Annotated in this window: 25 protein-coding genes and 1 pseudogene; 18 read left to right on the top strand and 8 right to left on the bottom strand. The window is 76.3% G+C overall.

The features are described from left to right. The 4 genes from KSNIM_RS06075 to KSNIM_RS06060 form a co-directional block, all read left to right on the top strand. The coding region (locus KSNIM_RS06075; RefSeq protein WP_263102189.1) for an SAM-dependent methyltransferase at positions 1–917 on the top strand (917 nt) is incomplete at its 5' end. A 56-nt stretch (positions 918–973) separates the two neighbouring features. Continuing rightward, on the top strand, positions 974–1,711 hold the full coding sequence (locus KSNIM_RS06070) for a DUF1295 domain-containing protein (RefSeq protein ID WP_263107847.1): 738 nt from the start codon (positions 974–976) through the stop codon (positions 1,709–1,711). 544 nt (positions 1,712–2,255) lie between these two features. Then, a complete protein-coding gene (locus tag KSNIM_RS06065; RefSeq protein WP_263102188.1) occupies positions 2,256–3,248 on the top strand; it encodes a MerR family transcriptional regulator in 993 nt (330 codons plus the stop codon). A 284-nt stretch (positions 3,249–3,532) separates the two neighbouring features. Continuing rightward, positions 3,533–5,044, top strand: coding sequence for a cryptochrome/photolyase family protein (locus KSNIM_RS06060; protein WP_263102187.1), 1,512 nt, complete (start codon positions 3,533–3,535; stop codon positions 5,042–5,044). On the opposite strand, the gene KSNIM_RS06055 is transcribed toward KSNIM_RS06060, so the two are convergent. After that, positions 4,986–6,269: an NAD(P)/FAD-dependent oxidoreductase gene (locus KSNIM_RS06055; protein ID WP_263102186.1), complete on the bottom strand. Its 1,284-nt coding sequence runs from the start codon at positions 6,267–6,269 to the stop codon at positions 4,986–4,988. The two genes, KSNIM_RS06060 and KSNIM_RS06055, sit on opposite strands and share 59 nt — an antisense overlap. Before the next feature lie 70 nt (positions 6,270–6,339). On the opposite strand from KSNIM_RS06055, the gene KSNIM_RS06050 reads away from it, so the two are divergent. Both KSNIM_RS06050 and KSNIM_RS06045 read left to right on the top strand, forming a co-directional pair. Then, on the top strand, positions 6,340–6,756 hold the full coding sequence (locus KSNIM_RS06050) for a hypothetical protein (RefSeq protein WP_263102185.1): 417 nt from the start codon (positions 6,340–6,342) through the stop codon (positions 6,754–6,756). Between the two features lie 622 nt (positions 6,757–7,378). Beyond that, positions 7,379–8,266: an RNA polymerase sigma factor SigF gene (locus KSNIM_RS06045; RefSeq protein WP_263102184.1), complete on the top strand. Its 888-nt coding sequence runs from the start codon at positions 7,379–7,381 to the stop codon at positions 8,264–8,266. A 375-nt stretch (positions 8,267–8,641) separates the two neighbouring features. Here KSNIM_RS06045 and KSNIM_RS06040 read toward each other — a convergent pair whose 3' ends face one another. After that, positions 8,642–9,085: an SsgA family sporulation/cell division regulator gene (locus KSNIM_RS06040; protein WP_263102183.1), complete on the bottom strand. Its 444-nt coding sequence runs from the start codon at positions 9,083–9,085 to the stop codon at positions 8,642–8,644. A gap of 253 nt (positions 9,086–9,338) precedes the next feature. On the opposite strand from KSNIM_RS06040, the gene KSNIM_RS06035 reads away from it, so the two are divergent. Next, positions 9,339–10,172, top strand: coding sequence for a hypothetical protein (locus KSNIM_RS06035; RefSeq protein WP_263102182.1), 834 nt, complete (start codon positions 9,339–9,341; stop codon positions 10,170–10,172). Positions 10,173–10,247: 75 nt separating this feature from the next. Beyond that, positions 10,248–11,273: a mechanosensitive ion channel family protein gene (locus KSNIM_RS06030; RefSeq protein WP_263102181.1), complete on the top strand. Its 1,026-nt coding sequence runs from the start codon at positions 10,248–10,250 to the stop codon at positions 11,271–11,273. An 18-nt stretch (positions 11,274–11,291) separates the two neighbouring features. Here the strand turns inward: KSNIM_RS06030 and KSNIM_RS06025 are convergent, their stop codons facing one another. After that, positions 11,292–11,726: an SRPBCC family protein gene (locus KSNIM_RS06025; RefSeq protein ID WP_263102180.1), complete on the bottom strand. Its 435-nt coding sequence runs from the start codon at positions 11,724–11,726 to the stop codon at positions 11,292–11,294. A 200-nt stretch (positions 11,727–11,926) separates the two neighbouring features. Between KSNIM_RS06025 and KSNIM_RS06020 the strand changes: the two genes are divergently transcribed. From KSNIM_RS06020 to KSNIM_RS05985, 8 genes are all read left to right on the top strand, one after another. Beyond that, positions 11,927–12,151, top strand: coding sequence for a DUF6458 family protein (locus KSNIM_RS06020; protein ID WP_263102179.1), 225 nt, complete (start codon positions 11,927–11,929; stop codon positions 12,149–12,151). A gap of 22 nt (positions 12,152–12,173) precedes the next feature. Continuing rightward, on the top strand, positions 12,174–12,494 hold the full coding sequence (locus KSNIM_RS06015) for a WhiB family transcriptional regulator (protein ID WP_263102178.1): 321 nt from the start codon (positions 12,174–12,176) through the stop codon (positions 12,492–12,494). 173 nt (positions 12,495–12,667) lie between these two features. Beyond that, positions 12,668–12,928 (top strand): GlsB/YeaQ/YmgE family stress response membrane protein, encoded by a 261-nt coding sequence (locus KSNIM_RS06010; protein ID WP_263102177.1) that lies wholly within the window; start codon positions 12,668–12,670, stop codon positions 12,926–12,928. A 124-nt stretch (positions 12,929–13,052) separates the two neighbouring features. Then, positions 13,053–13,397 (top strand): PRC-barrel domain-containing protein, encoded by a 345-nt coding sequence (locus KSNIM_RS06005; protein ID WP_263102176.1) that lies wholly within the window; start codon positions 13,053–13,055, stop codon positions 13,395–13,397. Between the two features lie 168 nt (positions 13,398–13,565). Beyond that, positions 13,566–13,949 carry an STAS domain-containing protein gene (locus KSNIM_RS06000; protein ID WP_263102175.1) on the top strand — a complete coding sequence of 128 codons (384 nt, stop codon included), beginning with the start codon at positions 13,566–13,568 and terminating at the stop codon, positions 13,947–13,949. A gap of 82 nt (positions 13,950–14,031) precedes the next feature. Beyond that, positions 14,032–14,460, top strand: coding sequence for an ATP-binding protein (locus tag KSNIM_RS05995; RefSeq protein WP_263102174.1), 429 nt, complete (start codon positions 14,032–14,034; stop codon positions 14,458–14,460). Between the two features lie 90 nt (positions 14,461–14,550). Further along, positions 14,551–14,967, top strand: a complete 417-nt coding sequence (locus KSNIM_RS05990) for an SsgA family sporulation/cell division regulator (RefSeq protein WP_263102173.1) — start codon at positions 14,551–14,553, stop codon at positions 14,965–14,967. 102 nt (positions 14,968–15,069) lie between these two features. Next, complete coding sequence (locus tag KSNIM_RS05985; RefSeq protein WP_263102172.1) at positions 15,070–15,243, top strand: CsbD family protein; 174 nt, start codon at positions 15,070–15,072, stop codon at positions 15,241–15,243. Between the two features lie 49 nt (positions 15,244–15,292). Here KSNIM_RS05985 and KSNIM_RS05980 read toward each other — a convergent pair whose 3' ends face one another. After that, positions 15,293–15,772 carry a DUF427 domain-containing protein gene (locus tag KSNIM_RS05980; RefSeq protein ID WP_263102171.1) on the bottom strand — a complete coding sequence of 160 codons (480 nt, stop codon included), beginning with the start codon at positions 15,770–15,772 and terminating at the stop codon, positions 15,293–15,295. Between the two features lie 146 nt (positions 15,773–15,918). Here KSNIM_RS05980 and KSNIM_RS05975 point away from each other — a divergent pair, with 146 nt between their 5' ends. After that, positions 15,919–16,794 carry an oxygenase MpaB family protein gene (locus tag KSNIM_RS05975; RefSeq protein WP_263102170.1) on the top strand — a complete coding sequence of 292 codons (876 nt, stop codon included), beginning with the start codon at positions 15,919–15,921 and terminating at the stop codon, positions 16,792–16,794. A 139-nt stretch (positions 16,795–16,933) separates the two neighbouring features. After that, positions 16,934–17,944: a LuxR C-terminal-related transcriptional regulator gene (locus tag KSNIM_RS05970; protein WP_263102169.1), complete on the top strand. Its 1,011-nt coding sequence runs from the start codon at positions 16,934–16,936 to the stop codon at positions 17,942–17,944. 53 nt (positions 17,945–17,997) lie between these two features. On the opposite strand, the gene KSNIM_RS05965 is transcribed toward KSNIM_RS05970, so the two are convergent. The 4 genes and pseudogenes from KSNIM_RS05965 to KSNIM_RS05950 all read right to left on the bottom strand — a co-directional run. Then, positions 17,998–19,176, bottom strand: a complete 1,179-nt coding sequence (locus KSNIM_RS05965; protein ID WP_263102168.1) for a cytochrome P450 — start codon at positions 19,174–19,176, stop codon at positions 17,998–18,000. Between the two features lie 25 nt (positions 19,177–19,201). Further along, positions 19,202–19,795 (bottom strand): GAF domain-containing protein, encoded by a 594-nt coding sequence (locus tag KSNIM_RS05960; protein ID WP_263102167.1) that lies wholly within the window; start codon positions 19,793–19,795, stop codon positions 19,202–19,204. Continuing rightward, entirely contained in the window at positions 19,792–20,637 is an 846-nt protein-coding gene (locus KSNIM_RS05955) for a S8 family peptidase (protein ID WP_263102166.1), read from the bottom strand. Before KSNIM_RS05955 ends, KSNIM_RS05960 begins: the two co-directional genes overlap by 4 nt. Continuing rightward, positions 20,634–21,697, bottom strand: a pseudogene (locus tag KSNIM_RS05950) (adenylate/guanylate cyclase domain-containing protein); the annotation flags it as partial. The pseudogene KSNIM_RS05950 and the gene KSNIM_RS05955, both read right to left, overlap by 4 nt.

Here is a 21,697-nt window from a genome sequence, read left to right as displayed (position 1 = left end):
GCGGCCGCGCCGCCGTCCGCGGCGCCCTGCACAGCCGCGGCCGGGACCGCGCCGTCGTCAGCCACCACTACGACCTCTCCAACGAGTTCTACGCCCTGCTGCTCGGCCCCGCGATGGCCTACTCCTGCGCCTACTGGACCTCCGGCGAGGAGAGCCTGGCCGACGCGCAGACCGCCAAGTTCGACCTGGTCTGCCGCAAGCTCGACCTGCGTCCCGGCAGCCGCCTGCTCGACGTCGGCTGCGGCTGGGGCGCCCTCGCCCGGCACGCCGCCAGGCACCACGGCGCCCGCGTCACCGCCGTCACCCTCTCCCGCCGCCAGCACGCCTTCGCGTCCGCCCTGGTCGCCGAGGCCGGCCTCGCCGACCGGGTCGAGGTCCTGCTGCGGGACCACCGCGACCTCGGCGACGGCCCGTACGACGCGATCAGCTGCATCGAGATGGGCGAGCACGTCGGCGAACGGCAGTACCCCGCCTTCGCCGCGCGGCTGCACGGCCTGCTCCGCCCGCGGGGCCGGCTGCTGGTGCAGCAGATGTCCCGCGGAGCGAACGCCCCCGGCGGCGGCGCCTTCATCGAGACCTACATCGCCCCCGACATGCACATGCGCCCGGTCGGCCGGACGGTCGACCTGCTGGAGGGCGCCGGGCTCGAGGTCCGGCACGTCGAGGCGATGCGCGAGCACTACGCCCGCACCATCGACGCCTGGTACGACACCCTCCTCGAACGGCACGCCGACTTCACCGACCTGGTCGGTGAACCGACCGTCCGGCTCTGGCAGCTGTACACCGCCGGCAGCTCGCTGGCCTTCGCCGAACGGCGGATGGGCGTCGACCAGATCCTCGCCGTGCGGCCCGCCGGGGACGGCGCCAGCGGGGCGCCGGTGACGCCCGCTCCCTGGTACGGGACCGCCGCCCCGTGAACGCCGCAGCCTTCGCCGTCAACCTCGCGGCGGCCGCGGGTGCCGCCCTCGCCGTGATGCTCGCCGCCCTCGTGGTGGGACTGCGCACCGGGCGGCACCGCGGCGTGGACATCGCCTGGGGCCTCGCCTTCACCGCCGTCGCCGTCACCGGGTACGGGCTCTCCGCCGGGCACGGCGACGACGGGCGGCGGCTGCTCGCCACCCTGCTGACCGCGGTCTGGGGCATCAGGCTCGCCGCGCACATCGCCCGGCGGGCCCGAGGCACCGGCGAGGACCCGCGCTACGCCCGGATGCTCGGCCGCCGGCCGCCCGGCCGGGCCCGAACGCTCCACGCGGTGCGCATGGTCTACCTGTTGCAGGCCGCGCTGGTCTGGTTCGTCTCGCTGCCGGTGCAGGCCGCCCAGTACCTGCCCGGCAGCCCCGGGCCGCTCGCCTGGGCGGGCACCACCGTCTGGGCGGTCGGGCTGTTCTTCGAGGCCGTCGGCGACCGGCAGTTGAGCCGGTTCAAGGGCGACCCGGCCAACCGCGGCCGGGTGATGGACCGCGGCCTGTGGCGCTACACCCGGCACCCCAACTACTTCGGCGACGCCTGCGTCTGGTGGGGACTGTTCCTGCTCGCCGCGGACGCCCCGATCGGCTGGGCCTTCGTCGGCAGCCCGCTGCTGATGACCTGGCTGCTGGCGTTCGGCAGCGGCAAGCCGATGCTGGAGCGCCAGTTGGGGGCCGAGAAACCGGGCTGGGCCGAGTACGCGGCGCGGACCAGCGGATTCGTGCCCCTGCCACCCCGCCGCTGAACCCGCCGCCGGGCGCTTGCCGGCGGCGGACACGACTCCGGGCGGGCGCCTCGGCGCCCGCCCGGCCTTTCGGCAACCGAACAGAAACGAGTCATCCGAATCCGGAGCCGGTACCCGCCGGGCGCCGGCACACGGCCGCCGAGCCCCGGTCGGCCGGTGCGGCGGGCAGGGCTGCCGCCGGAGGTGCGGCAGCGTCCCGCGGGGCGGGTCCGGCGGCCACCGCGAACGCCGCGGCGTGCACTCGCACATCCCCGGCCGGCGCACCCGCCGTGCCGCGCACACGGCGCAGCCTGCGGTCGAGCCCCGGATCGCCGAGGCGGGTCGCCCGTTCGGGGTCGGCGAGGACGGATCGCGGAGCCGGGGCGGCGGCTGCCATGGCGATCGACCTCCTTCCGCACCGGGCCCGGAGCCCGGTCCCCTCCACCGTGGAACAGCCGCAGCCGCCCGGCAGCTCGCATCGCCTGTGCACCGTTCGCGGCGGGTCCGGCGGCGGTGGCGGCGTGTCCCGTCCGCGACGGCCGGGCGGTGGGCGTACCGTGCCGGAGTGGAAATCCCCAGCGACCTGACGGCGAGTCTCGCCGAGGCCAGCATCACCACCGGGGGAGTGGCCCGCCGGCTCGGCGTCTCACCCACCACCGTCCGCTCCTGGGAGCGCCGTTACGGCATCGGCCCCTCCGGCCACGAGGCCGGCCGGCACCGCCGCTGGAGCCCGCAGGACGTCGCCGTGCTGGAGGCGATGTGCCGCCTCACGGCGCACGGCGTGCCGCCCGCCGAGGCCGCCCGCCTCGCCCTGGCCGGCGCCCTCGTCAAGGTCCCGCAGGGGCGTGGCGAATTCCGCGACACCGGTGGGCCGGACGAACCCAGTGAGTCGGGCGGCGGCCGGGCGCTGCCGCTGGGCACCGTCCGGCCGGAGTGCCGCGGGCTCGGCCGGGCCGCCGTCCGTCTGGACGCCCCCGCCGTCGAGCGGATGCTCGACGGGGCCGTCGGCGAACTCGGCGTGGTGACCGCCTGGGACGAGGTGATGATGCCCGCCCTGCGGGCCGTCGGCCGCAAGTGGGCGGTGGAGGGCGAGCGGTACGTCGAGGTGGAGCACCTGCTCTCCTGGCACATCTCCGGGGCCCTGCGGAAGGTCACCCGGTGCGTCGACCCGGCCGCGCCGGTGGCCCCGGTGCTGCTCGCCGGCATGCCGGGGGAGCTGCACTCGCTGGCCCTGGAGGCGGTGGCGGCCGGACTCTGCCAACGGGGCGTGCCGTACCGGATGTTCGGGCCGGCCGTGCCGACGGCCGCGCTGGTCGAGGCCGTCCGGCGGATCGGGCCCTCGGCAGCGCTGTTCTGGTCGCAGTGCCGGAGCACCGCCGATCCGCGCCTCGCCCAGCTGGCCGCCGCCACCGCCTGGGGCCCGCGCGGCGCCCGGGCCCGACCGGCGGTGCTGCTCGGCGGCCCCGGCTGGGCCGGGGTCGGGCGCATCGCCGGCACCGTCCGTCCGCGCCGCCTGACCGAGGGCCTCGCCCAACTCGAGGTGCTGGCTGCGGCCTGACGTGCCGTCGAGGCCGTCCCCCGGTCAGACGGTGGTCGCGGCGGTGCGGCGGGTGGCGAGCGCGGCGCCGCCGGGTGTGTCGCCGAGTGGCCGTGGACCGGCGGCCCCGCCCGGGCCGCCGAACGGACCCTGGTGGTACGGCGTGTGCCGACCGCCCCGGGGCGCCGAATCGCTGCGGCTCCGCTGCGCGCGGAATCCGGCCGGTCCGGGCCCCGAGGATGGTGGCACCGGCGCGAGAGGAGCACGGTCATGGATCCCCGGGACGCACTCCCCGGACGGCTCCGGTGAGCGGCCCGCGGCCGCACTGGATCTTCGGCGACCAGCTCGGCCCGCACTTCACCGAGCCGGACGGGGACGGCCCGGACGAGGGCGCCGAGATCGTCCTGATCGAGTCCCGGGCGGTCTTCCGGCGCCGCCGCTTCCACCGGGCCAAGGCCCACCTGGTGCTCTCGGCGATGCGCCACCGCGCGGCCGAGCTCGGCGACCGCTGCCGGTACGTGCAGGCCGAGACCTATCGAGAAGGGCTGCGGGAGGCCCTCGGACGCCGGCGGGCCACCGTCCGCCACCCCACCTCGCGGGCCGCCCTCGGCCTGGTTCGCGCCCTGGACCGGGTCGAGGTGCTGCCGCCGCGGGGCTTCCTGGTCGACCTGGCCGACTTCCGGCGGTGGGCCGAGGGACTCGGCGGGCGGCGCCTGCTGCTGGAGGACTTCTACCACCGGGTGCGCCGCGCCCACGGCCTGCTGATGGACGGCGGCGAACCGGTCGGCGGTCGCTGGAACCTCGACCGGGACAACCGCGAACCCCCACCGCGCGGCGCCGCGACGCTGCCCGTGCCGCCGCCCCGGTGGCCCGAGGAGGACGGCATCGACGAGCGGGTCCGCGCCGACCTGGACCGCTGGGAACGCGAGGGAGCGGTCGCCTTCGTCGGCCGGGACGGCCCGCGCCGCTTCGCCGCCTCCCGCACCGAGGCCGAACGGGCCCTGGAGCACTTCGCCGCCGAGCGGCTGCCGCACTTCGGCCGCTGGGAGGACGCGATGCTGCACGCCGACCCGTGGATGGCGCACAGCCTGCTGTCCGTCTCGCTCAACCTCGGCCTGCTCGACCCCGCCGAGTGCGTGCACCGCGCCGAACGGGCGCTGCGGGACGGCGCAGCCCCGCTGAACAGCGTCGAGGGCTTCGTCCGCCAGGTCGCCGGCTGGCGCGAGTACGTGTGGCAGCTGTACTGGCACCTCGGGGAGGAGTACCGGGGCTCCAACGCGCTCGGCCACCGGGAGCCCGTCCCCGGCTGGTTCGCCGACCTCGACGCCGCGGCGGTCGGCGCCCGCTGCCTGTCCGGCGTGCTCGCCGAGGTCCGCGACCACGGCTGGGTGCACCACATTCCGCGGCTCATGGTGCTCGGCAACTGGGCCCTGCAGCACGGCTGGGACCCGGCCGCCGTCACCGACTGGTTCCACCGCTGCTTCGTCGACGGCTACGACTGGGTGATGCTGCCGAACGTCGTCGGCATGTCCCAGTACGCGGACGGCGGCCGGATCACCACCAAGCCCTACGCGGCCGGCGGCGCCTACCTGCACCGGATGGGCGACCACTGCGGACCCTGCCGCTACCGGCCCACCGAGCGGCTGGGGGAGCGGGCCTGCCCGTTCACCACCGGCTACTGGGCCTTCGTCCACCGCCACCGGGACGTGCTCGCCGCCAACCACCGCACCGCCCGCGCCGCGGCCGGGCTCGACCGGCTCAGCGGCCTGCCCGAACTGCTCGCCGCCGAACACGACCGGGGAGCGGATCCGCCCTGACCCCGGCCGCCGCGTCCGCCAGCACCTCCCGGGCCGCCCGCGCCCCGGAGGCCAGCGCCCCCTGCACCGACCCGGTGGCCCGGTGGTCCCCGCAGACGAACCGGCCGCCGCCCAGCGCGGCCGGCCGGGTCAGCGGGTGGGGGGCCGGCATCGCGGGCAGCGCGTACGGGATCCGGCGGTCCGCCAGGTGCTCCCACCCGCTGGTGTCGACCCGGTACAGCTCGGCCAGCCGGGCCCGCACCTGCGGTTCCCAGGCCGCCGCCCCGAGCACCGAGGTCGCCACCAGCGCCCGCCCGTCGCCCGAGTACCCGGGCACCACCTCGGACAGCACCACGCTGTTCAGCACCTGGCCGTCGGTGTCCACCAGCAGCGTCGGCTCGGCCAGCGGCGACACCGGGGCCGCGTGGTACACCGTGGTCACCGGACGCGCGGGCGGCACCGGCAGACCGGGCAGCAGCCGTGCCGCCTCCGGCGCCCCGGTCGCCACCACCACCCGCCCGGCGGACAGCTCCGTGCCGTCCGCGAGCAGCACCCCGGCCTCCGTCAGCTCCGCCACCGGCGACTCCAGCACCACCGTGCCCGGCGGCAGCCCGGCCGCCAGCTGCTCCGGCACCGCGCCGATCCCGGCCTCCGGGAGGCAGAGGGTGCCGCGCAGCAGGCTCCGCCACACCAGGTGGAACACCCGGCTCGACGTCTCCGGGCCGTCCTCCAGGAACACCCCGGCCAGGAACGGCCGCAGCACCGCGTCCACCGTCTCCGGCGAGACGCCCGCCGAGGCCAGCGCGCTCCGGGTCGGAACGTCCCGGCCGCGCCGCAGCACGGCGGCCGGCAGCACCATGTCGCGGGCGCTCAGCAGCCCGAGCGCCACCACGTCCCGGAAGGGGGCGAGTCGGCCCGGCAGCAGGTCGCCGGCCAGGTCGGGCCGGCGCGTCGGATCGGCGAACCGGTACCGCCCGCGGCTGCCCGCCAGGACGAATCCCGGCGTGAACGGGTGCAGCCGCAGCGCCGGCAGGTCGATCCGCCGGCGGACCTGCGGGTACGAGGTGTTGAACACCTGGAAGCCCCGGTCCAGGCGGAAACCGCCGACCAGGTCGGTCCGCATCCGCCCGCCCACGCCGTCCGAGGCCTCCAGGACGGCCACCTCCAGCCCGGCCGCCACCAGGTCCCGGGCACACGCCAGCCCCGCGAGTCCGGCGCCGATCACCACCACGTCCGGCGAAGCCACCTCACCGACTCCTCTCCGTTCGGCCGCACACCCCGTGCACGGCACCCCGCCCGCGGGTACGGATGACCCCGTGAACCGCACCCTCCTCCGCCTCACCGGCGCGGCCACCGCCGTCTACGGCCTGGCCGTCACCCGCCGCCCCGCCCTGCTCGCCCGGCCCTCCGGCCTCACCGCACCCGACGGCACCGTCCCGGCGCCCGTCGCCGCCTGCATCTCCCCACTGGCCCTGCGCGACGCGGCCTGCGGCCTGGCGATGCTGCTGGCCCCGGACGACCGCAGCCTGCGCACCGCCACCCTGCTGCGGATCGCCGCCGACCTCGGCGACGCCGCCCTGCTCTCCGGGGCCGTGCCGGCCGTCACCGGTCTGCCCACGCCCCGGCACCGGGCGGCGGCCCTGGTGGTCTCGATCGGCTGGGGCGCCCTCTCCGTCGCCGGCCTGTTGCGACCCGACCGGGCCCCCGACCGGGCAGCCGAACCGATGGCCTGAGGGCCGAAACCGGACGCCTGCGGCCCCGCCGATCCCAGAGCCGAGCGCCGCGTGAACGCCGAGCGCTGCGTGAACGCTGCGGGTGGACCGGGCGGGAGGTCCGGAGGAGCGTGGACCAGGCACAGGCAGGCCCGCCGGCACGTCACGCGGCAGCGGCCGGTGGGCCTGTCCGGCGGTGGATGCACGGGCCCGGGCAGCGGATGCCGCGGGTCCGTTCCGCGTGCCCGGCCGGGAGCACGCGGGCCGCTCCGACCCCGGACGGTGTGCCATGGCTCCGGCCCCTCCCGGGCAGTGCGGTGAACGACGGCTGCGGTGGACGACGGTGGTGCGGTGACGGACGGTCGTGGCCGAGGACGGCGAGGCGGGGGCCCGGCGACCGACGGGCCGCCGCCCGCCGACCCTGCCGCGAGTCTTCAGCCGTGCGGCAGCGCCTGCCAGGCGCATCGCTTGCGCAGCGCTCTGCGCCGCTCCCGGTCAGGCCGGTCAGGGGTGGACGAACGACGCCGCTTGTGACGGAGGCGTGAAGCCCTCCGGGCACTTCCGTGGAGGATCGGCACCTCGGGGACTGGGCCCCGGAGCCCCGGGCATGCGAGCCGCCGACGCACCCACGGAAGGAATGGCCATGGCAGTGATGAGTGAAGGGTCGACCATTGCGCCCGGAGCGACCGCCGAAGGCGCGAGCTCCGCGGGCCTCGCGGGACCGGCCCCGGCGCCGGTGCAGCGGGTGGTCGACGACCCCTCGACGGTGGCCCCGGCCGACGCCAAGGTCCTCTCCTCGGCGCTCTTCGCCCGGCTGCGGACCCTGGAGGAGGGAACCGCCGAGTACTCGTACGTCCGCGGCACGCTGGTCGAGCTGAACCTCTCCCTCGTCCGGTACGTCGCCCGGCGGTTCCGGCAGAGCGGCGAGCCGATGGACGACATCGTCCAGGTCGGCACCGTCGGCCTGATCAAGGCGATCGACCGGTTCGACCCGGACCGCGGCGTCGAGTTCGTGACCCTGGCGGTGCCGACGATCCTCGGCGAGATCAAGCGGTTCTTCCGGGACGCCACCTGGGCCGTCCACGTCCCGCGCCGGCTCCAGGAGCTGCGGCTGGCCCTGGCCAAGGCGAGTGACCTGCTGGAGCAGTCCCTGGGCCGCCCGGCCACCGTCGCCGAACTCGCCGCCCACCTGGAGATCACCGAGGACGAGGTGGTGGAGGGCATGATCGCGCGCAACGCCCACACCGCCGGCTCCCTCGACCTCGGCAGTGACGACGAGGACGGCGACGGCTCGCTGCTGCGGCGGCTCGGCCGGCACGACCCCGGACTCGAGAAGGTCGAGAACCTGGAGGTGCTCAAGCCGCTGGTCGCCGCACTCGCCGAGCGGGACCGGGCGATCCTGCACATGCGGTTCGTCGAGGAGCTCACCCAGGCCGAGATCGGGGCCCGCCTCGGCGTCTCCCAGATGCAGGTGTCGCGGCTGCTGGCGCGGATCCTCACCCGCCTCCGCGAAGGCATGCTCGTCGGATAGACCACCGGGGACGCGTGGGGGCACCTTCCGGCCGAAGGATGGGGGAGAACTGTGTAGTCCGGGGGCGGGCGTCCTGGTGACATGGGTCGAGTCCGGATGTGTGCGGTGGTCCGGATCCGAGTTGCGCAGTTCCCCGCGCCCCTGTGGTGGCCCAATCGCCTTTGAAGGCACGCCGGAGGGGCGCGTGGGGGCACCTTCCGGCCGAAGGCTGGGGGGGGAGAACTGCGTAGTCCGGGGGCGGGCGCCCTGGTGGCATGGGTGAGCCGGATTTCTCGGGAGCACCACTCCCGGATTGCGCAGTTCCCCGCGCCCCCGAGGTGCTGCCCCTGCGGTGCTGCCACTGCGATGCTGCCCCCGAGGTGCTGCACGCCCCGGTCAGACGATGCGACGGAGGAATTCTTCGGGGGTGTGCGGCCAGTCGACGAAGGCGGACTCGCAGCCCGCGGGCACGGCGCGGTAGGTGCGGTCCAGGAAGGCGCCGAGTTCGGCCGCGCCCAGTCGGACGTCCGCTCCGCCACCCGGGCAGTGCCACTCCAGCAGCACACCGCCGTCCTCGTCCGGCCGGACGCGAAGGTCGCCGGTGCCGGTGCTGCCGTACCGGCCCTCGGCCAGCAGGTCGCGGCCGACCGTCCACCGCGGGCCGTCGTCGACCGCGCCGCCGTCCTCGACGACCAGTGTCTCCGACAGCCTCGCCGGCCCGGGGAAGCACAGCGCGACGGCGTACGGGTCGTCGGTGCGGTACCGCAGCACCACGCGCACCCGCCGCGGCCGGGGCCCGCATATCCGCGCGGTCGTGTGCCGTTCGATCGTCTCCACCATGCTGCGTCCCTCCGCTCCTGCGTGTCCCGGGCCGGCGCCCGCCGGGGGCGCCTGCCCCGCCGTCGGACGTCCATGCGGGTCAGGAACGGCCGATCCCGGCCGGTTCCGTCCAGGTCGCGCCGAACGGGCCGACAGGTCGTCACCAGGACTGGCGCGCACGGGGGTTTGACCGCGCCGGGAGCGGTGAGGCGGTACCGCCGAAGCCCGTCCGGACGCCACCTCGGGCCCGGACCCCACCGGAAGGAGAGAACCCATGTCCACCGTGGCCGTCCTCCTCGTGGTCCTGCTCATCGCCGCCGCGGCGGCCGCGGCGGCGATCGTCCTGCAGCGCCTGCGCACGCGCCGGCTGCGGACGAGGTTCGGACCCGAGTACGAACGTGTGCTGCGCAGCCACGGCGGCGACGTCCGCCGCACCGACCGCGAACTCGCCGAGCGGCTCGCCCTCCGCCGCGGCCTGCGGCTGACCGGCCTCCCCGAGGCCGAGCGCGAACGGTTCACGACCTCGATCAGGGGAATCCAGGTGCTCTTCGTCGAGGACCCGCCGCGGGCGGCCGCCGAGGCGGAGCGGACCCTGCAGTCCCTGCTGGACCGGATCGGCTACCCGTCCCCCGGGCGGATCGAGGCGCTGTCCGTCGACCACGCCCGGCGCCTCCCGGCGTACCGGACGGCCCGGGAGATCCTCGGCCGTGCCGAGGGCGCCGGCGCCGACACCGACCGGCGGGTGCCGTTCCCCCGTCAGCCCGACGCCTCGTCACCGCGGGCGGACGTCGCCGCGGCCGACCTGCCCGACCCGCCGCCGGCCGGCGACGGCTTCGGCCGCTGGCTCGACCGGCAGCAGGTGGCGACGGTCTCCGCCGAGTGGGAGACCGTGCAGGCGGGGTTCGTCGACGACCCGGCGGACGCCGTGCGGCGGGCCGACGCGCTGGTCGCCCGGGCGGCCGACCTGGTCGCCGAGGCCGTCCGCCGGCGCCGCGAGGGCCTGCACACCGGGCCGGGCACCCCGGCCGGCCCGGACGCCGGGACGGAGGAGCTGCGGCTCGCCCTGCGCGACTACCGCGGCGTCCTGGACCGGCTGCTGGCCTCCTGACGTCGACGGCCCCGGCGGCCCCGACGGCGCCCGGCGGGCCCGCAGCCAGACACACCTACGGAGGACCGGAGGACCATGTCCGTGTGGACCGCCCTGAGGCCCGTCGCGGTCGCCGCGGCCGCACTGCTCGCGATCCTGTTGCTGGACCGGGCGGTGCTGGCGGCGGCGAGGCGCCCGGCGGCGGGCCCGTACCGCACCCTGATGCTGCCGTGCCGGGTGCCCGGGCTGCTGACCCTGGGCGCCCTGCTGCTGCTCGCGGCCGAACCGGCCGCGGGCCTGCCCGAGGCCGTCCGCGGGCCGCTGCGGCACGGGCTGGTGCTGCTCGCCCTGGCGGCCGGCGCCTGGCTGCTGTCCCGCGTCGTCGCCCTGCTGATCGACACCTCGCTCGCCCGCTACGCCACCGAGCGACGCGACCCGGCGCGGATCCGCCGGGTCCGCACCCAGACCGGCATGCTGCGGCGGCTGTCCGGCGCCGGCATCGCGGTGCTCGCCCTGGCGGCGGCGCTGATGACCTTCCCGGCCGTCCGCTCCGTCGGCGCGAGCCTGCTCGCCTCGGCGGGCATCCTCGGCCTGGTGGTCGGCGTGGCAGCGCAGAACACCCTGGCCAACCTGTTCGCGGGGGTGCAGCTGGCGTTCGGCGACATGGTGCGGCTCGGCGACGAGGTCGTCGTCGCCGGCGACTGGGGGACGGTCGAGGAGATCACCCTCACCTGCGTGGTCATCGCCACCTGGGACGAGCGGCGGATCGTCATGCCGGTGTCCTACTTCGTCGGCCGGCCGTTCGAGAACTGGTCGCGGCGCGACCCGGCGATCACCGGGACGGCGCTGCTCCACCTCGACCACCGCACGCCGGTGCCGGAGCTTCGCGCCGAGTTCGAGCGGCTGCTCAAGGAGAGCGAGTGGTGGGACGGCCGGGGTGCCGCCCTGCAGGTCGTCGACACCACGCCGAGCACCATCGTGGTGCGGGCCCTGATGACCGCCCGCAACGCCGCCGACGCCTTCGAGCTCCGCTGCTGGGTCCGGGAGCGGCTGATCGGCCACCTCCGCGAGCAGTACCCGCAGGCACTGCCGCGGGTGGCGGTCGGCCCCGTACGCGGCTGACCGCGGCGGGGCCCGCGATCACCGCCGCTGACGGGCGGCCTGCGCCTCGGTGAACTCCTTGAAGCCGGCCAGGCCGTCCAGCACCCGGCGGTGGGCGAAGCCGAGCGCGGCCGCCAGACGGTCCGCCACCCGGCCCGGTCGGACGTCCAGTTGCAGCATCACCGTGGTCCGCCTGTCGTCCACCCGGTGGAAGGTCACCACGCCGCTCTGCCACAGGTCGCCCGTGACGGACGCCCAGGCGAGCCGCTCGTCCTCGACCCGCTCGGTGACCCGGGCGTCGAACTCCCGTATCGCGCCGCCGGTGCGGACCGTCCAGCGGGTGAGTCCGGAGCCGGCCCGCTCGACCCGGAGCACGCCCCGGAAGAACAGCGGGAAGTCCTCGACCCTCGTCCACTGCCGGTACGCCACCGGCACCGGCACCTCCACCCGGACGGACTGCTCGACCCGTGCCATCGCTCGCCACCTCCGCATCGCGCCGGCGGTCACCGATCGGTGACCGTCCGTCAGGCCGTCTCTCCCCGCCGCGCGCGGACATGCCCTCCGGCACCGAATTGCGATCCGGCCCGGGTGGCGGCGGCGAGCGGGGGTAGACGCGCCCCCGGCCCGCCGCCCCGGCGGACCGCGACAAGCGACAGCGACGACGGAGGAGAACCATGGGCATCGGCGGCTGCATCATCCTGTTCGCGATCGGGGCGATTCTCGCCTTCGCGGTGGACTGGCACCTCTCGGGTGTGGACCTCGACACCGTCGGCTGGGTGCTGATGGCGGCCGGCCTGCTCGGCGTCGTCGTGTACGCGAGTGCGCTGCGCCGGCGCCGGCCGCTCGGCCGCCCCGTCGACGAGGTCGTCGAGGAACACCGCTACTACGAGGGGCCGTGACCCGCCCCGGAGAGGATCACCGATGGACACCGAGGACCGCCGCGGCCGGCGGTACACCGGAAGCCGGGCCTGGCAGCGCCGAGCGGCCTGCCGGGGCAAGGACGCCGCACTCTTCTTCCACCCGGCCGGCGAGCGCGGCGAGCCCGGCCAGGAGCGGGAGGACGCGGCGAAGCGGGTCTGCACCGGCTGCCCGGTGCGCGGCGAGTGCCTGGAGTACGCGCTGGCCGCCGACGAGCGGTACGGCATCTGGGGCGGGCTGACCGAGGACGAGCGCCGAGTCCTGCTGGCCAGGGCGCGGCGCCGCGGCCGCTCGGTCACCGCCGGCCCGCCCGGCCGGGGCTGAGCCGCCTCTGCCCCCGGCGAAGTCCGGTTGCACGGCCGGGGAACGGCCGGGGAACGGTCCGGGGGAATGGCGTCGCCCCGAGGGGGCAGACGACCCCCGTCCCCGGACGGACCGGCCCCCAGCAGGGGGTGGCGGCCGGGACACGACAGACGGACGAAAGGAGGGGTTCGGCGATGACGATCCTCTGGGCGCTGGTCGCCGGCCTGGTGGTCGGCCTGCTGGCGAAGCTGGTCCTGCCGGGCCGTCAGCCCGTACCGCTGTGGCTGACCGTCCTGCTCGGCGCGGTCGGCGCGGTCCTGGGCAACGCGCTGGCCTCGTACCTCGGCGTGCGGCACACCGGCGGCATCGACTGGCTGCGGCACCTGCTGCAGGTGGGCGTCGCCGCAGCGCTGATCGCCGCGGCCTCCCCGGTGTACGCCGGCCGCCGGCGCTGAAGCCCCGGTGCGGCCGCCCGGTGCCGACCGGCCGACACTCACCGACCGACCCCGGCCCTCCGGGCGACACCGGTCCTCCGGGCGACACCGACCGGGCGACACCGACCGAGTGAAGGAGAAGACGATGAGCGAGCAGCTGTGGAACCACCAGCCCGGCAACGGCAACACCGCGGACCGGGACATCATCGGCTACACGGTGCAGGCCACCGACGGGAGGATCGGCAAGGTCGACCGGCACTCCGTGGAGGTCGACGCCGCCTACCTGGTGGTGGACACCGGCCCCTGGATCTTCGGCCGGCAGGTGCTGCTGCCGGCCGGCACCGTCCTGCGGATCGACCACGAGGAGCGGACCGTCCTGGTCGACCGGTCGAAGGACGAGATCAAGGGCGCGCCGGAGTTCGTCAGCGAGCACGAGGTGCCCGCCGACTACCTGAACTCCCTCGGCACCTACTACCGCCCGATGATCTGACGGATCGCCGGTGGCCGGGAGCCGGCGCGGAGGATCCCGCGGGTTCCGCCCGCCCCTGGCACCGGGTACGGTGCCAGGGGCGGGCGGCCCCGGGCCGCCCGCCGGGCAGGGAAGAAGTGACGGAGAGGCGGCCGCACCGCGGACGGCCGCCAGCGGAGGGCACGGGACATGGGCAGCGGTGAGCTGGGTACGGGGCCGACGACCGGCCGGACCGAGGGACTGCGTACCGCCTCCGGTTCGGACGGGGCCGTGGTCTGCTCCCTGACCGGGGACCTGGACCTGGACGGACTCGCAGAGGTGGAGGAGCCGCTGCGCGGGCTGGTGGCGGCCGCCGCGCCCGGGGTGCTCTGCCTGGACCTCTCCGCGGTGGGGTTCTGCGACTCGACGGGCCTCAACCTCCTGCTCCGGCTGCGGCTGGACGCCGAGGAGTCGGGGGTCTCGCTCGTCCTGGCGCAGCCCGGCCCCCAGCTGAGCCGGCTGTTCGAACTGACCGGTACCGGCGCGGTGTTCCGGGTCTTCGAGACGGTGGGGGAGGCGTGCGCAGCCGGGTGAGGACGGCCCCGGCCCGGACCGGTGGGCGGGCCGCGGCCGGGGGCGTCCCAGGGAAGCGCCGGAAATCCATCAGGGTGAGGACATGAACAGCAGTTCGCACACCGCCGACGGGCCCGTGCTGGGCCAGCGCCGCCGGTACGTCTTCGGACCCGCCGGGCAGGTCAGACTGGGCCGGGAGTTCGCCGCCAAGGTGCTCCTGGACTGGGGCCTGGCCTGCGACGGGCTGCTGGACGAGGACGTCCGGCTGATCGTGTCGGAGCTGGTCTCCAACGCCTGCCTGCACGGCGGCGGCCCGAGCGAGCTGGTGCTCGTCCTGTCGGACCGCACGGTGCGGATCGAGGTGCTGGACGCCGGCGAGGGGCTCCCCGAGCCGCGCAGCCCGCACCGCTCCTCCCGCCCGGGCGGCCACGGCCTGCACATCGTCGGCCGGCTGAGCACCGCCTGGGGCGTGCTGCGCGCCCCGGGCGTCAAGGCGGTCTGGGCCGAGGTGGCGCTGCCCGCGAGCCCCTGAGACCCGGCCGGTGCGCTCCGCGGGCGCATGGCGGGGCCGATCGGGGGCAGACGGCCGCCCGACCGCTTCGGACCTCCCAGGGAGTCGACCGTGATCATTGCGCAGGCCGGTGCAGCCTCCATTCCCGCCCCCGTCCCCGGAGTCGTGCCGCTCGTCCTGCGGTACGACTCCGACGACCCGTTCGCGGTGGTGCTGGACTTCCCCGACCCGCCGGCCGGCGGCGAGATGTCCGGCGGCGAGCCGATCAGCTGGTACGTCTCCCGGGACCTGCTCACGGCCGGCCTCGCCGGGCCGGCCGGGGACGGCGACTTCCGGATGGTGCCGGCGGACGGCGGGCTCACCCAGCTGGAGTTCCACAACCGGTACGGCGTCGCCCTCGTCCAGGTCGCCACCGACGAGCTGCGCGGCTTCCTCGCCGACACCGCCGAGGTGGTGCGGCCCGGCGACGAGCACCGGCAGGTGACCTGGCCGGACACCGTCGAGGCGTTCCTGCGGGCGACCGACTGACCGCGGGCGGTCCGCAGCGCGCCGCGCATGGAACGCGGGGAGCGGGGCAGACGCCGTCCGTGACCGCCGGTGGAACGCCCGCCGGCTCCGAAGGGAGTGGTCATGAGCGGCAAGAACAAGGTCGAGAACATGGCCCAGAAGGCCAAGGGCAAGGCGGAGGAGACGACCGGCAAGGCCGTCGGCAACGAGCGCATGACCGCGAAGGGCAAGATCGACCAGGCCGCCGCCGACGCCAAGCAGGCCGGCGAGAAGGCCAAGGACGCGCTCAAGCACTGACCGCCGACCACTGGCCCCGGGCGGGGGCGCCGGACCCCGGCGCCCCCGCTCACCAGCTCCCCGTCCCCGGTGCGCCCTTGAAGGGCCCGCGGACGGCCGCGGTGATCCAGCCCCCGTAGAAGCCGCCCTCCTGCGGCCGGACCTCCTCGCCGTCCACCGTGCAGCGGTCCACCCGCGCCGGGTAGAACGCCAGGTGGTCGCGGATCGCCTCGTAGCCGGGCGAGGGCTCCGGGTAGCTCCAGGCCGCGTTCTCGCTGCGCACCCCGTCGACGACGAGGTCCCAGTAGACGGCGGCGCCCTTCCACTCGCACCAGCTGCGGAGCCGGGTCGGCACCAGCACTCCGGGCGCCACCGCCGCCGACGGCAGGTAGAACACCGGCGGATGGCTGGTCTCCAGCACCCGCAGGGCATCGCCGGTGTCGGCCACCAGCAGGCCGCGGAACTCCACGGTCACCCGTCGGCCGGCCCGCTCCACCCGCGGCGGACGCGGGTAGTCCCACACCGACTCCGTACCGTCCTCGCCGGACATCGCCGCCTCCTCGCCCCCGTGCCGGACCTTCCCCGGGGGTCTTCGGAGCCGACCCCCGGCCCGGATGGGCGGTGGCCGTCACTGCCTGGGCGGGTTTTGCCGGCCGGTGGCGGCGGGCAGGCTCCGGACGACGGGAGGTGTTCCGGATGTCCCGCACCGGGTCGGCCGACGGGCCGCGCATACCGGCCGAGGGCCTGTTCGGCCCGGACTCCGTCACCTGGCGGGTGCACGCCGACCCGGCCATGCTGCTGGGCGGCCTGCGCGCACTGCTGCTGCAGGCGCTGCACCCGCTGGCGATGGCCGGCGTCTCGCAGCACTCCGCGTTCCGCGAGGACCCGTGGGGCCGGCTCGACCGCACCGCGGCCTTCATCGGCGCGGTGACCTACGGCACCGGCGAGGAGGCCCGGGAGGCGGTGGAGCGGGTGCGCCGGGTGCACCGGCACGTCCGCGGCACCGACCCCGCCACCGGCCGGGCGTACCGGGCGGACGACCCGGCCCTGCTGGTCTGGGTGCACGCCTGTGAGGTCGGCTCCTTCCTCGACGTCGTCCGCCGCGCCGGGCTTCCGCTCACCGCCGCCGAGGCCGACGCGTACCTGCGCGAGCAGAGCGCGGTCGCCCGGCTGGTCGGGGTGCCCGCCGGGACGGCGGTGCCGGACTCCGCCGCCGCGCTGCGGCGCTACTTGGCCGAGGTGCGGCCCGAGCTGTGCGTGACCCCCGCCGCCCGGGAGGCCGTCCGGTTCGCCTTCCTGCCGCCGCTGCACGGCAGTGCCCTGCTCGCCGTCCCCGCGTGGTCCGGGCTGGTCGGCCTGGCCTTCGCGATGCTGCCGGGCTGGGCCCGCCGGATGTACGGCCTGCCGGGCTGGTGGATCACCGACCGGACGGCCGGCCTCGAGGCGCGGGCCCTGCGCGCGGCCGCCTTCCACCTGCCGCGCAGCTGGCGGGAGGGCCCGTACCTGGTGGCGGCCCGGGAGCGGCTCGGGCTGCCCGCCGAGGAGGTCGGAGGGCGCCGCGCGGGTGTCTGACGGGCCGTCGGGCGGTGCCTCCGCCGTGCGGAATGTGGAGTTCTCCTGAATGTCATGTGCCGGTCCTACTATATGACTCCATGTCATGGGCATCGACGCGTCACCGGCACGGCGCAGGGGGGAACTGAGGATGGGACTCTTGGGGCCACCGACCGCCACGACCGCCCTGCCCTGCCTGGACGACACCGATGTCCGGGTCTTCCAGTGGGCCGCCCGGCACGGCGGCCTGGAACCGGCGGCCGCCGCCGACGACCTCGGCCTCGACCCCGCCGCGGTCGAGGTCTCCGCCGCCGTCCTCACCCGCCTCCACCTGCTCCGCCCGCTGCCCGGCCCCGACGGCGCCCGCCCGCAGCTGGTCGCCGTCCCGCCGGACCTCGCGGTGGCCAGCCTGGTCGCCCCCGCCGAGGCCGAACTGCGCCGCCGGCTCGCCGACGCCGAACGCGTCCGCGCCGAACTCGCAGCCCTCGGCCCGCTCTACGCCCAGAACGCCGGCCGGCCCACCGCCGGCGGGGCTCTCGACGAAGTGCTCGAACTCGCCGCCGTCATCGACATCATCGGCCGGCTCACCGAGCAGTGCCGCAGCGAGGTGCTCACCTGCCAGCCCGGCGGTCCGCGCGCACCCCACCTGCTGGAACAGGCCTTCACCCGCGACCTCGCGATGATCCGGCGCGGCGTCCGGATGCGCACCCTCTACCAGCACACCTCCCGGCGGCACGCGCCCACCCAGGAGTACGTCCGGCGGATCTCCGGCGCCGGGGCCCAAGTGCGTACCCTCACCGCACTGTTCGGCCGGATGATCGCCTTCGACCGGGAGGTCGTGATCATCCCGCACCACGAGGCCTACGACGGTGCGGTGATCGTCCGGGACCCCTCCACCGTCGCCTACCTCTGCGCGGTCTTCGACCACTCCTGGACCCTCGCCGACCCCTACGCGCCCTCCTGCGCAGGCGACTCCTCGCTCGGCGAGATCAAGGAGGCGATCGTCCGGCTGCTCGCCGAGGGCATGAAGGACGAGATGATCGCCCGCCGCCTCGGCATGTCGCTGCGCACCTGCCGCAAGCACATCGCCGAACTCATGGACGCGCTCGGCGCGGCCAGCCGCTTCCAGGCCGGCTACCTCACGGCAGGGCGCACCGGACACCCGGACTGAGCCGGGTGCCCCCACGCGCCCCTGGTGGTGCGCCCATGACTGGAGGGCACGCCCTAGATGCGGTGTGGGCCGAGGACGAGGGGCAGGGCGGCCAGCCTCCGGTGCTGGGGGCCGCCGCCCCACTGCAGCTGCTCCGGCGGCACCGTGGCCCGCAGGTCGGGCCGGTGCCTCAGCAGGGCCGAGAGCGCCGCCGAGAGCTGCAGCCGGGCCAGTGGCGCCCCCGGGCAGTAGTGCGGGCCCAGGCCGAAGCCGAGCCGCCGGGCCGCGGTCGGCCGGTCCAGCCGGAGCTCGTCCGGGTCGGGGTGGCGCCGCGGGTCCCGGTTGGCGGCGGCCACCGACAGCAGCACACCGCTGCCGGCCGGCACCACGGTGCCGCCGATCGGCACGTCCGCCAGCGCGGTCCGGGTGGTCGCGAACGGGCCCGGAGTGTCCCAGCGCAGCAGTTCGTCGAGGGCCGAGGGCATCAGCGCAGGTTCGGCGGCCAGCCGTGCCAGCTCCGCCGGGTGGGCGAGCAGCGCCAGCACCGCCATGGCGAGCATCTGCACCGTGCTGTCGAAGCCCGCCAGCAGAAGCATCGCGACCAGGTCGGCGAGTTCGTCCCCGGTCACGTCCGCGCGGCGCGACCAGGCCGCGACGATCCGGGAGAAGGCGTCCTCGCCGCCGGGTCGGGCGAGCCGCTCGGCCGTACCCGTCCGGACGTACTCGTCCAGCCGGCGCTGGGCGGCCGGCACCTCGCGGTGCGCGATCAGGTCGTCGACCACGGCCCGCAGCGGCCCCCGGTCGGCCTCCGCCACACCGAACACCTCGCACAGCACACGGAAGGCGAACGGCGCCGCAAAGCCCGCCAGGAGGTCGACCGGCCGGTCCGCCGCCAGCCTGTCGAGCTGCTCCTCGGCCGCGCGCTCCACCAGCGGGCGGTACGCGGCGATCCGGGCGGCCGAGAGCGCGGGGGCGGCGAGCCGCCGGATCCGGGTGTGGTCCGGCGGGTCGTAGTCGACCAGCGTCATGTCCAGGGCGCGGCGCGGCCGGCCCGCGGCAGGCGGCGGCGTCCGGGCCAGCGAGAGCCGCGGATCGGTGAAGGCCGCCCGGACGTCCTCCTCCCGGGTCACCACCCAGACGGCACGGCCCGCCGGGGTGGTCACCCGGGACACCGGGCAGGACTCGCGGAGCGCGGCCAGCACCCCGTGCGGGTCCGCGGTGAAGCCGCCGCCGAGCGGCGAGTGCGCGGTCATCGACTCCCCCTTCCGTCCGGGCCGCTCAGTGCGCGGCCAGCAGGTCGCGGACGGCCTCCAGGGCACGCAGCCCGGCGGCCCGGCCGGCGTCGTCCAGGTCCTGCAACACCCGGGCGGCCGCGGCCTGCCCGGCGTCGGCGGCCCGCCGCTCCAGCACCGCCGCGAGCGCGGTGGCGGCCTGCCGGGCGAACAGCGCCAGCAGGTCGAGCTCGCCGAGGCTGGCGCGGGCCTGCGGTGCCGGGTCGAGCACCTCCAGCACCCCGAGGACCCCGCCGGAGCCGAGCAGCGGAGCCGCCATCAGCGCGTTCGGCACGTACGCGGTCTTCTCCGCGAGGTCGCGGGCGAACCCGGCACTCTGCGACAGGTCGTCGACCACCATCGGCTCGCCGGAGCCCGCGACCCAGCCCGCGATGCCCCGCCCGGCCGGGAAGCGCATCCCCACCAGGAAGTCCTCGCCCTCCCCGGACACCGCCTGGAAGACCAGTTCGTCGGCCTCCCGGTCGAGCAGGAAGATCGAACTGGCGGCGGCGCCGAAGATGGCGCGGGCGGTGTCGACCACCGACTGCAGCAGCTCCCGAGCGACCGGGTCGGTCTCGGCGGCGCGGCAGGTTCCGTTCATCGGGCACCCCTGGTGGTGTTCTCGAGGCCGTTGCCGGCACGGACGTTGGACGCTGCCTGGTACAGCGCGCTCTTGAGCTGGAAGACCGTCAGGTGCGGGTGCTTGGCGAGCACCCGGGCGGCCAGACCGGCGATGTACGGCGTGGCGAAGCTGTTGCCGGTGGTGCGGATGGTCGCGCCGCCCAGCCAGGGCACCGTGACGTTCTGCCCCGGCGCGAAGAACTCGACCGGCGGCGCCGGGTTGTAGAGGAAGAGCTCCGGGTCGTCCTCCTGGTGACTGCCCACCGAGATGACCGAGGAGAACCGCCACGGGTAGCTCTCCACCGGGGTGTTGTGCGCCGAGGCGATGATCGCGGTGCGGTGGAAGTACGCCTCGTCGGCGAGCGCCCGCAGCTCCTCGGTGAACCGTGCCCGGGTGGTCGACAGGCTCAGGTTGACCACGTCGAAGCGCTGCTCGACCGCCCAGCGCAGCCCGGCGAGCAGGACGTCCCCGCTGCCGGAGAACCGCTCGCCGAGCACCCGGACGCTGTACAGCTCGCAGTCCGGCGCGGTGCGGCGGACGATCCCGGCGCAGGCCGTGCCGTGCCCGCAGACGTCCCCGGTGTCGGTCGGCTCGACCCGGATCCCGTCCTCGTCCTTGAGCACCACGAACGAGCCGTCCACCGGCCCGACCAGCGGATGGTCGCGCTCGACGCCGCTGTCCACCACGCACACCCGCACCCCGCGGCCGGTCGACCCGCCCCACGCCCAGTCGGGCGTCACCTCGGGACCGTCGGCGGCCACCGGGATGTCCGCGGGACTGCGGCCGCGCAGGCTCCAGGTGAGCGCGGTCGGACTGGTCATCGCTGATCCTCCTGTGTCGTTCCGGCAGCCGCCGTTCCGGCCGCCGTCGTGCGGGCCGCCGTCGTACGCGCCGCCGCGGCCCGTTCCGCCCTGGCGGCCACGGCGGCCACGGCGGCCGCCCTGCGCCGGCCCGCGACGTGCCCCTTGGCCGCGTACAGGTCGGCCGCCGCGTCGGCGGCCGCCGACGCCCGTGCCGGGTCACCGAGCGCGAGGGCGGCACGGGCCTCGTCCAGTGCGGCGGTCGCCCGGACCACCGGGGAGTCGGTCTCCCCGGCCGCCGTCCGGGTGCGACGCAGCTGCTCGGCGCACTCGTCCGGACGGCCGCGCAGCGCCGCCACCCGGGCGAGCGTGCCGTGCAGATCGGCGGCGTCCGCGGGCGGCAGACCGTCCTGATGCCCGGTCAGGACGTCCTCCGCGGCAGCGGTGTCGCCGCAGTCCAGCAGGGCCCGGGCGAGGTCGCGGGCGATCGGGCCGCGCAGGCCGGCCGCCCCCAGCCCCCGGCAGGCCCGCTCCGCCTGCCGGAGCTCCTCGACGGCCCGGCCCGGCCGGTCCGCCGCCGAGTGCACCGCGGCCCGGAACACCGGCAGGAAGACCTCCGCCTCCGCGAAGGCGAGCTCCCGGGCCAGGCGTTCGGCCTCCGCCAGGCACGCCCGGGCCTGCGCCCACCGTTCCTGCAGTGCGAACAGCACGGCCAGCGGGCAGTTGAGGGTCAGCCGGACGGTCCGCCGGCCCGCGCCGTGCCGGGCCAGCAGCGTCCGGCAGCGCTCGACGGCCTCCGGCACCGGCACCGGACCCGTCCAGAGCGAGACGCCCACCGCGCCCAGGGCGGCGGCCCGCTCCGGCTCGGCGTCGGCCCGCACCGCGCCGTCCAGGGCCCGCCGCAGCAGCTGCTCCGCCTCGCCGTGCCGGCCGGCCAACTGCCGTTCCTGGGCGAGCCGCAGACAGGCCCGGGCGGTGCCCAGGTCGTCGCCGGCCGCCTCGAACAGCGGCAGTGCGGCGCGGGCGGCGTCGGCGGCCCTCCGCAGCCCCGGCCCGGGGTCGAGCACGGCCAGCGCCAGAT

Origin of the sequence: Kitasatospora sp. DSM 101779 (assembly GCF_025655475.1) — a bacterium.
Classification (GTDB): Bacteria; Actinomycetota; Actinomycetes; order Streptomycetales; family Streptomycetaceae; genus Kitasatospora.
The sequence above is the reverse complement of the archived record's forward strand: the minus strand, read 5'-3'. Positions and strand labels throughout refer to the sequence as shown.

Excerpts from the sequence above, each read along its gene's own strand:
- KSNIM_RS06070 (WP_263107847.1), top strand. The coding sequence starts at position 974 with ATGCTCGCCGCCCTCGTGGTGGGACTGCGCACCGGGCGGCACCGCGGC.
- KSNIM_RS06045 (WP_263102184.1), top strand. The coding sequence starts at position 7,379 with ATGGCAGTGATGAGTGAAGGGTCGACCATTGCGCCCGGAGCGACCGCC.
- KSNIM_RS06040 (WP_263102183.1), bottom strand. The coding sequence starts at position 9,085 with ATGGTGGAGACGATCGAACGGCACACGACCGCGCGGATATGCGGGCCC.
- KSNIM_RS06035 (WP_263102182.1), top strand. The coding sequence starts at position 9,339 with ATGTCCACCGTGGCCGTCCTCCTCGTGGTCCTGCTCATCGCCGCCGCG.
- KSNIM_RS06030 (WP_263102181.1), top strand. The coding sequence starts at position 10,248 with ATGTCCGTGTGGACCGCCCTGAGGCCCGTCGCGGTCGCCGCGGCCGCA.
- KSNIM_RS06025 (WP_263102180.1), bottom strand. The coding sequence starts at position 11,726 with ATGGCACGGGTCGAGCAGTCCGTCCGGGTGGAGGTGCCGGTGCCGGTG.
- KSNIM_RS06020 (WP_263102179.1), top strand. The coding sequence starts at position 11,927 with ATGGGCATCGGCGGCTGCATCATCCTGTTCGCGATCGGGGCGATTCTC.
- KSNIM_RS06015 (WP_263102178.1), top strand. The coding sequence starts at position 12,174 with ATGGACACCGAGGACCGCCGCGGCCGGCGGTACACCGGAAGCCGGGCC.
- KSNIM_RS06010 (WP_263102177.1), top strand. The coding sequence starts at position 12,668 with ATGACGATCCTCTGGGCGCTGGTCGCCGGCCTGGTGGTCGGCCTGCTG.
- KSNIM_RS06005 (WP_263102176.1), top strand. The coding sequence starts at position 13,053 with ATGAGCGAGCAGCTGTGGAACCACCAGCCCGGCAACGGCAACACCGCG.
- KSNIM_RS06000 (WP_263102175.1), top strand. The coding sequence starts at position 13,566 with ATGGGCAGCGGTGAGCTGGGTACGGGGCCGACGACCGGCCGGACCGAG.
- KSNIM_RS05995 (WP_263102174.1), top strand. The coding sequence starts at position 14,032 with ATGAACAGCAGTTCGCACACCGCCGACGGGCCCGTGCTGGGCCAGCGC.
- KSNIM_RS05985 (WP_263102172.1), top strand. The coding sequence starts at position 15,070 with ATGAGCGGCAAGAACAAGGTCGAGAACATGGCCCAGAAGGCCAAGGGC.
- KSNIM_RS05980 (WP_263102171.1), bottom strand. The coding sequence starts at position 15,772 with ATGTCCGGCGAGGACGGTACGGAGTCGGTGTGGGACTACCCGCGTCCG.
- KSNIM_RS05975 (WP_263102170.1), top strand. The coding sequence starts at position 15,919 with ATGTCCCGCACCGGGTCGGCCGACGGGCCGCGCATACCGGCCGAGGGC.
- KSNIM_RS05965 (WP_263102168.1), bottom strand. The coding sequence starts at position 19,176 with ATGACCGCGCACTCGCCGCTCGGCGGCGGCTTCACCGCGGACCCGCAC.
- KSNIM_RS05960 (WP_263102167.1), bottom strand. The coding sequence starts at position 19,795 with ATGAACGGAACCTGCCGCGCCGCCGAGACCGACCCGGTCGCTCGGGAG.
- KSNIM_RS05955 (WP_263102166.1), bottom strand. The coding sequence starts at position 20,637 with ATGACCAGTCCGACCGCGCTCACCTGGAGCCTGCGCGGCCGCAGTCCC.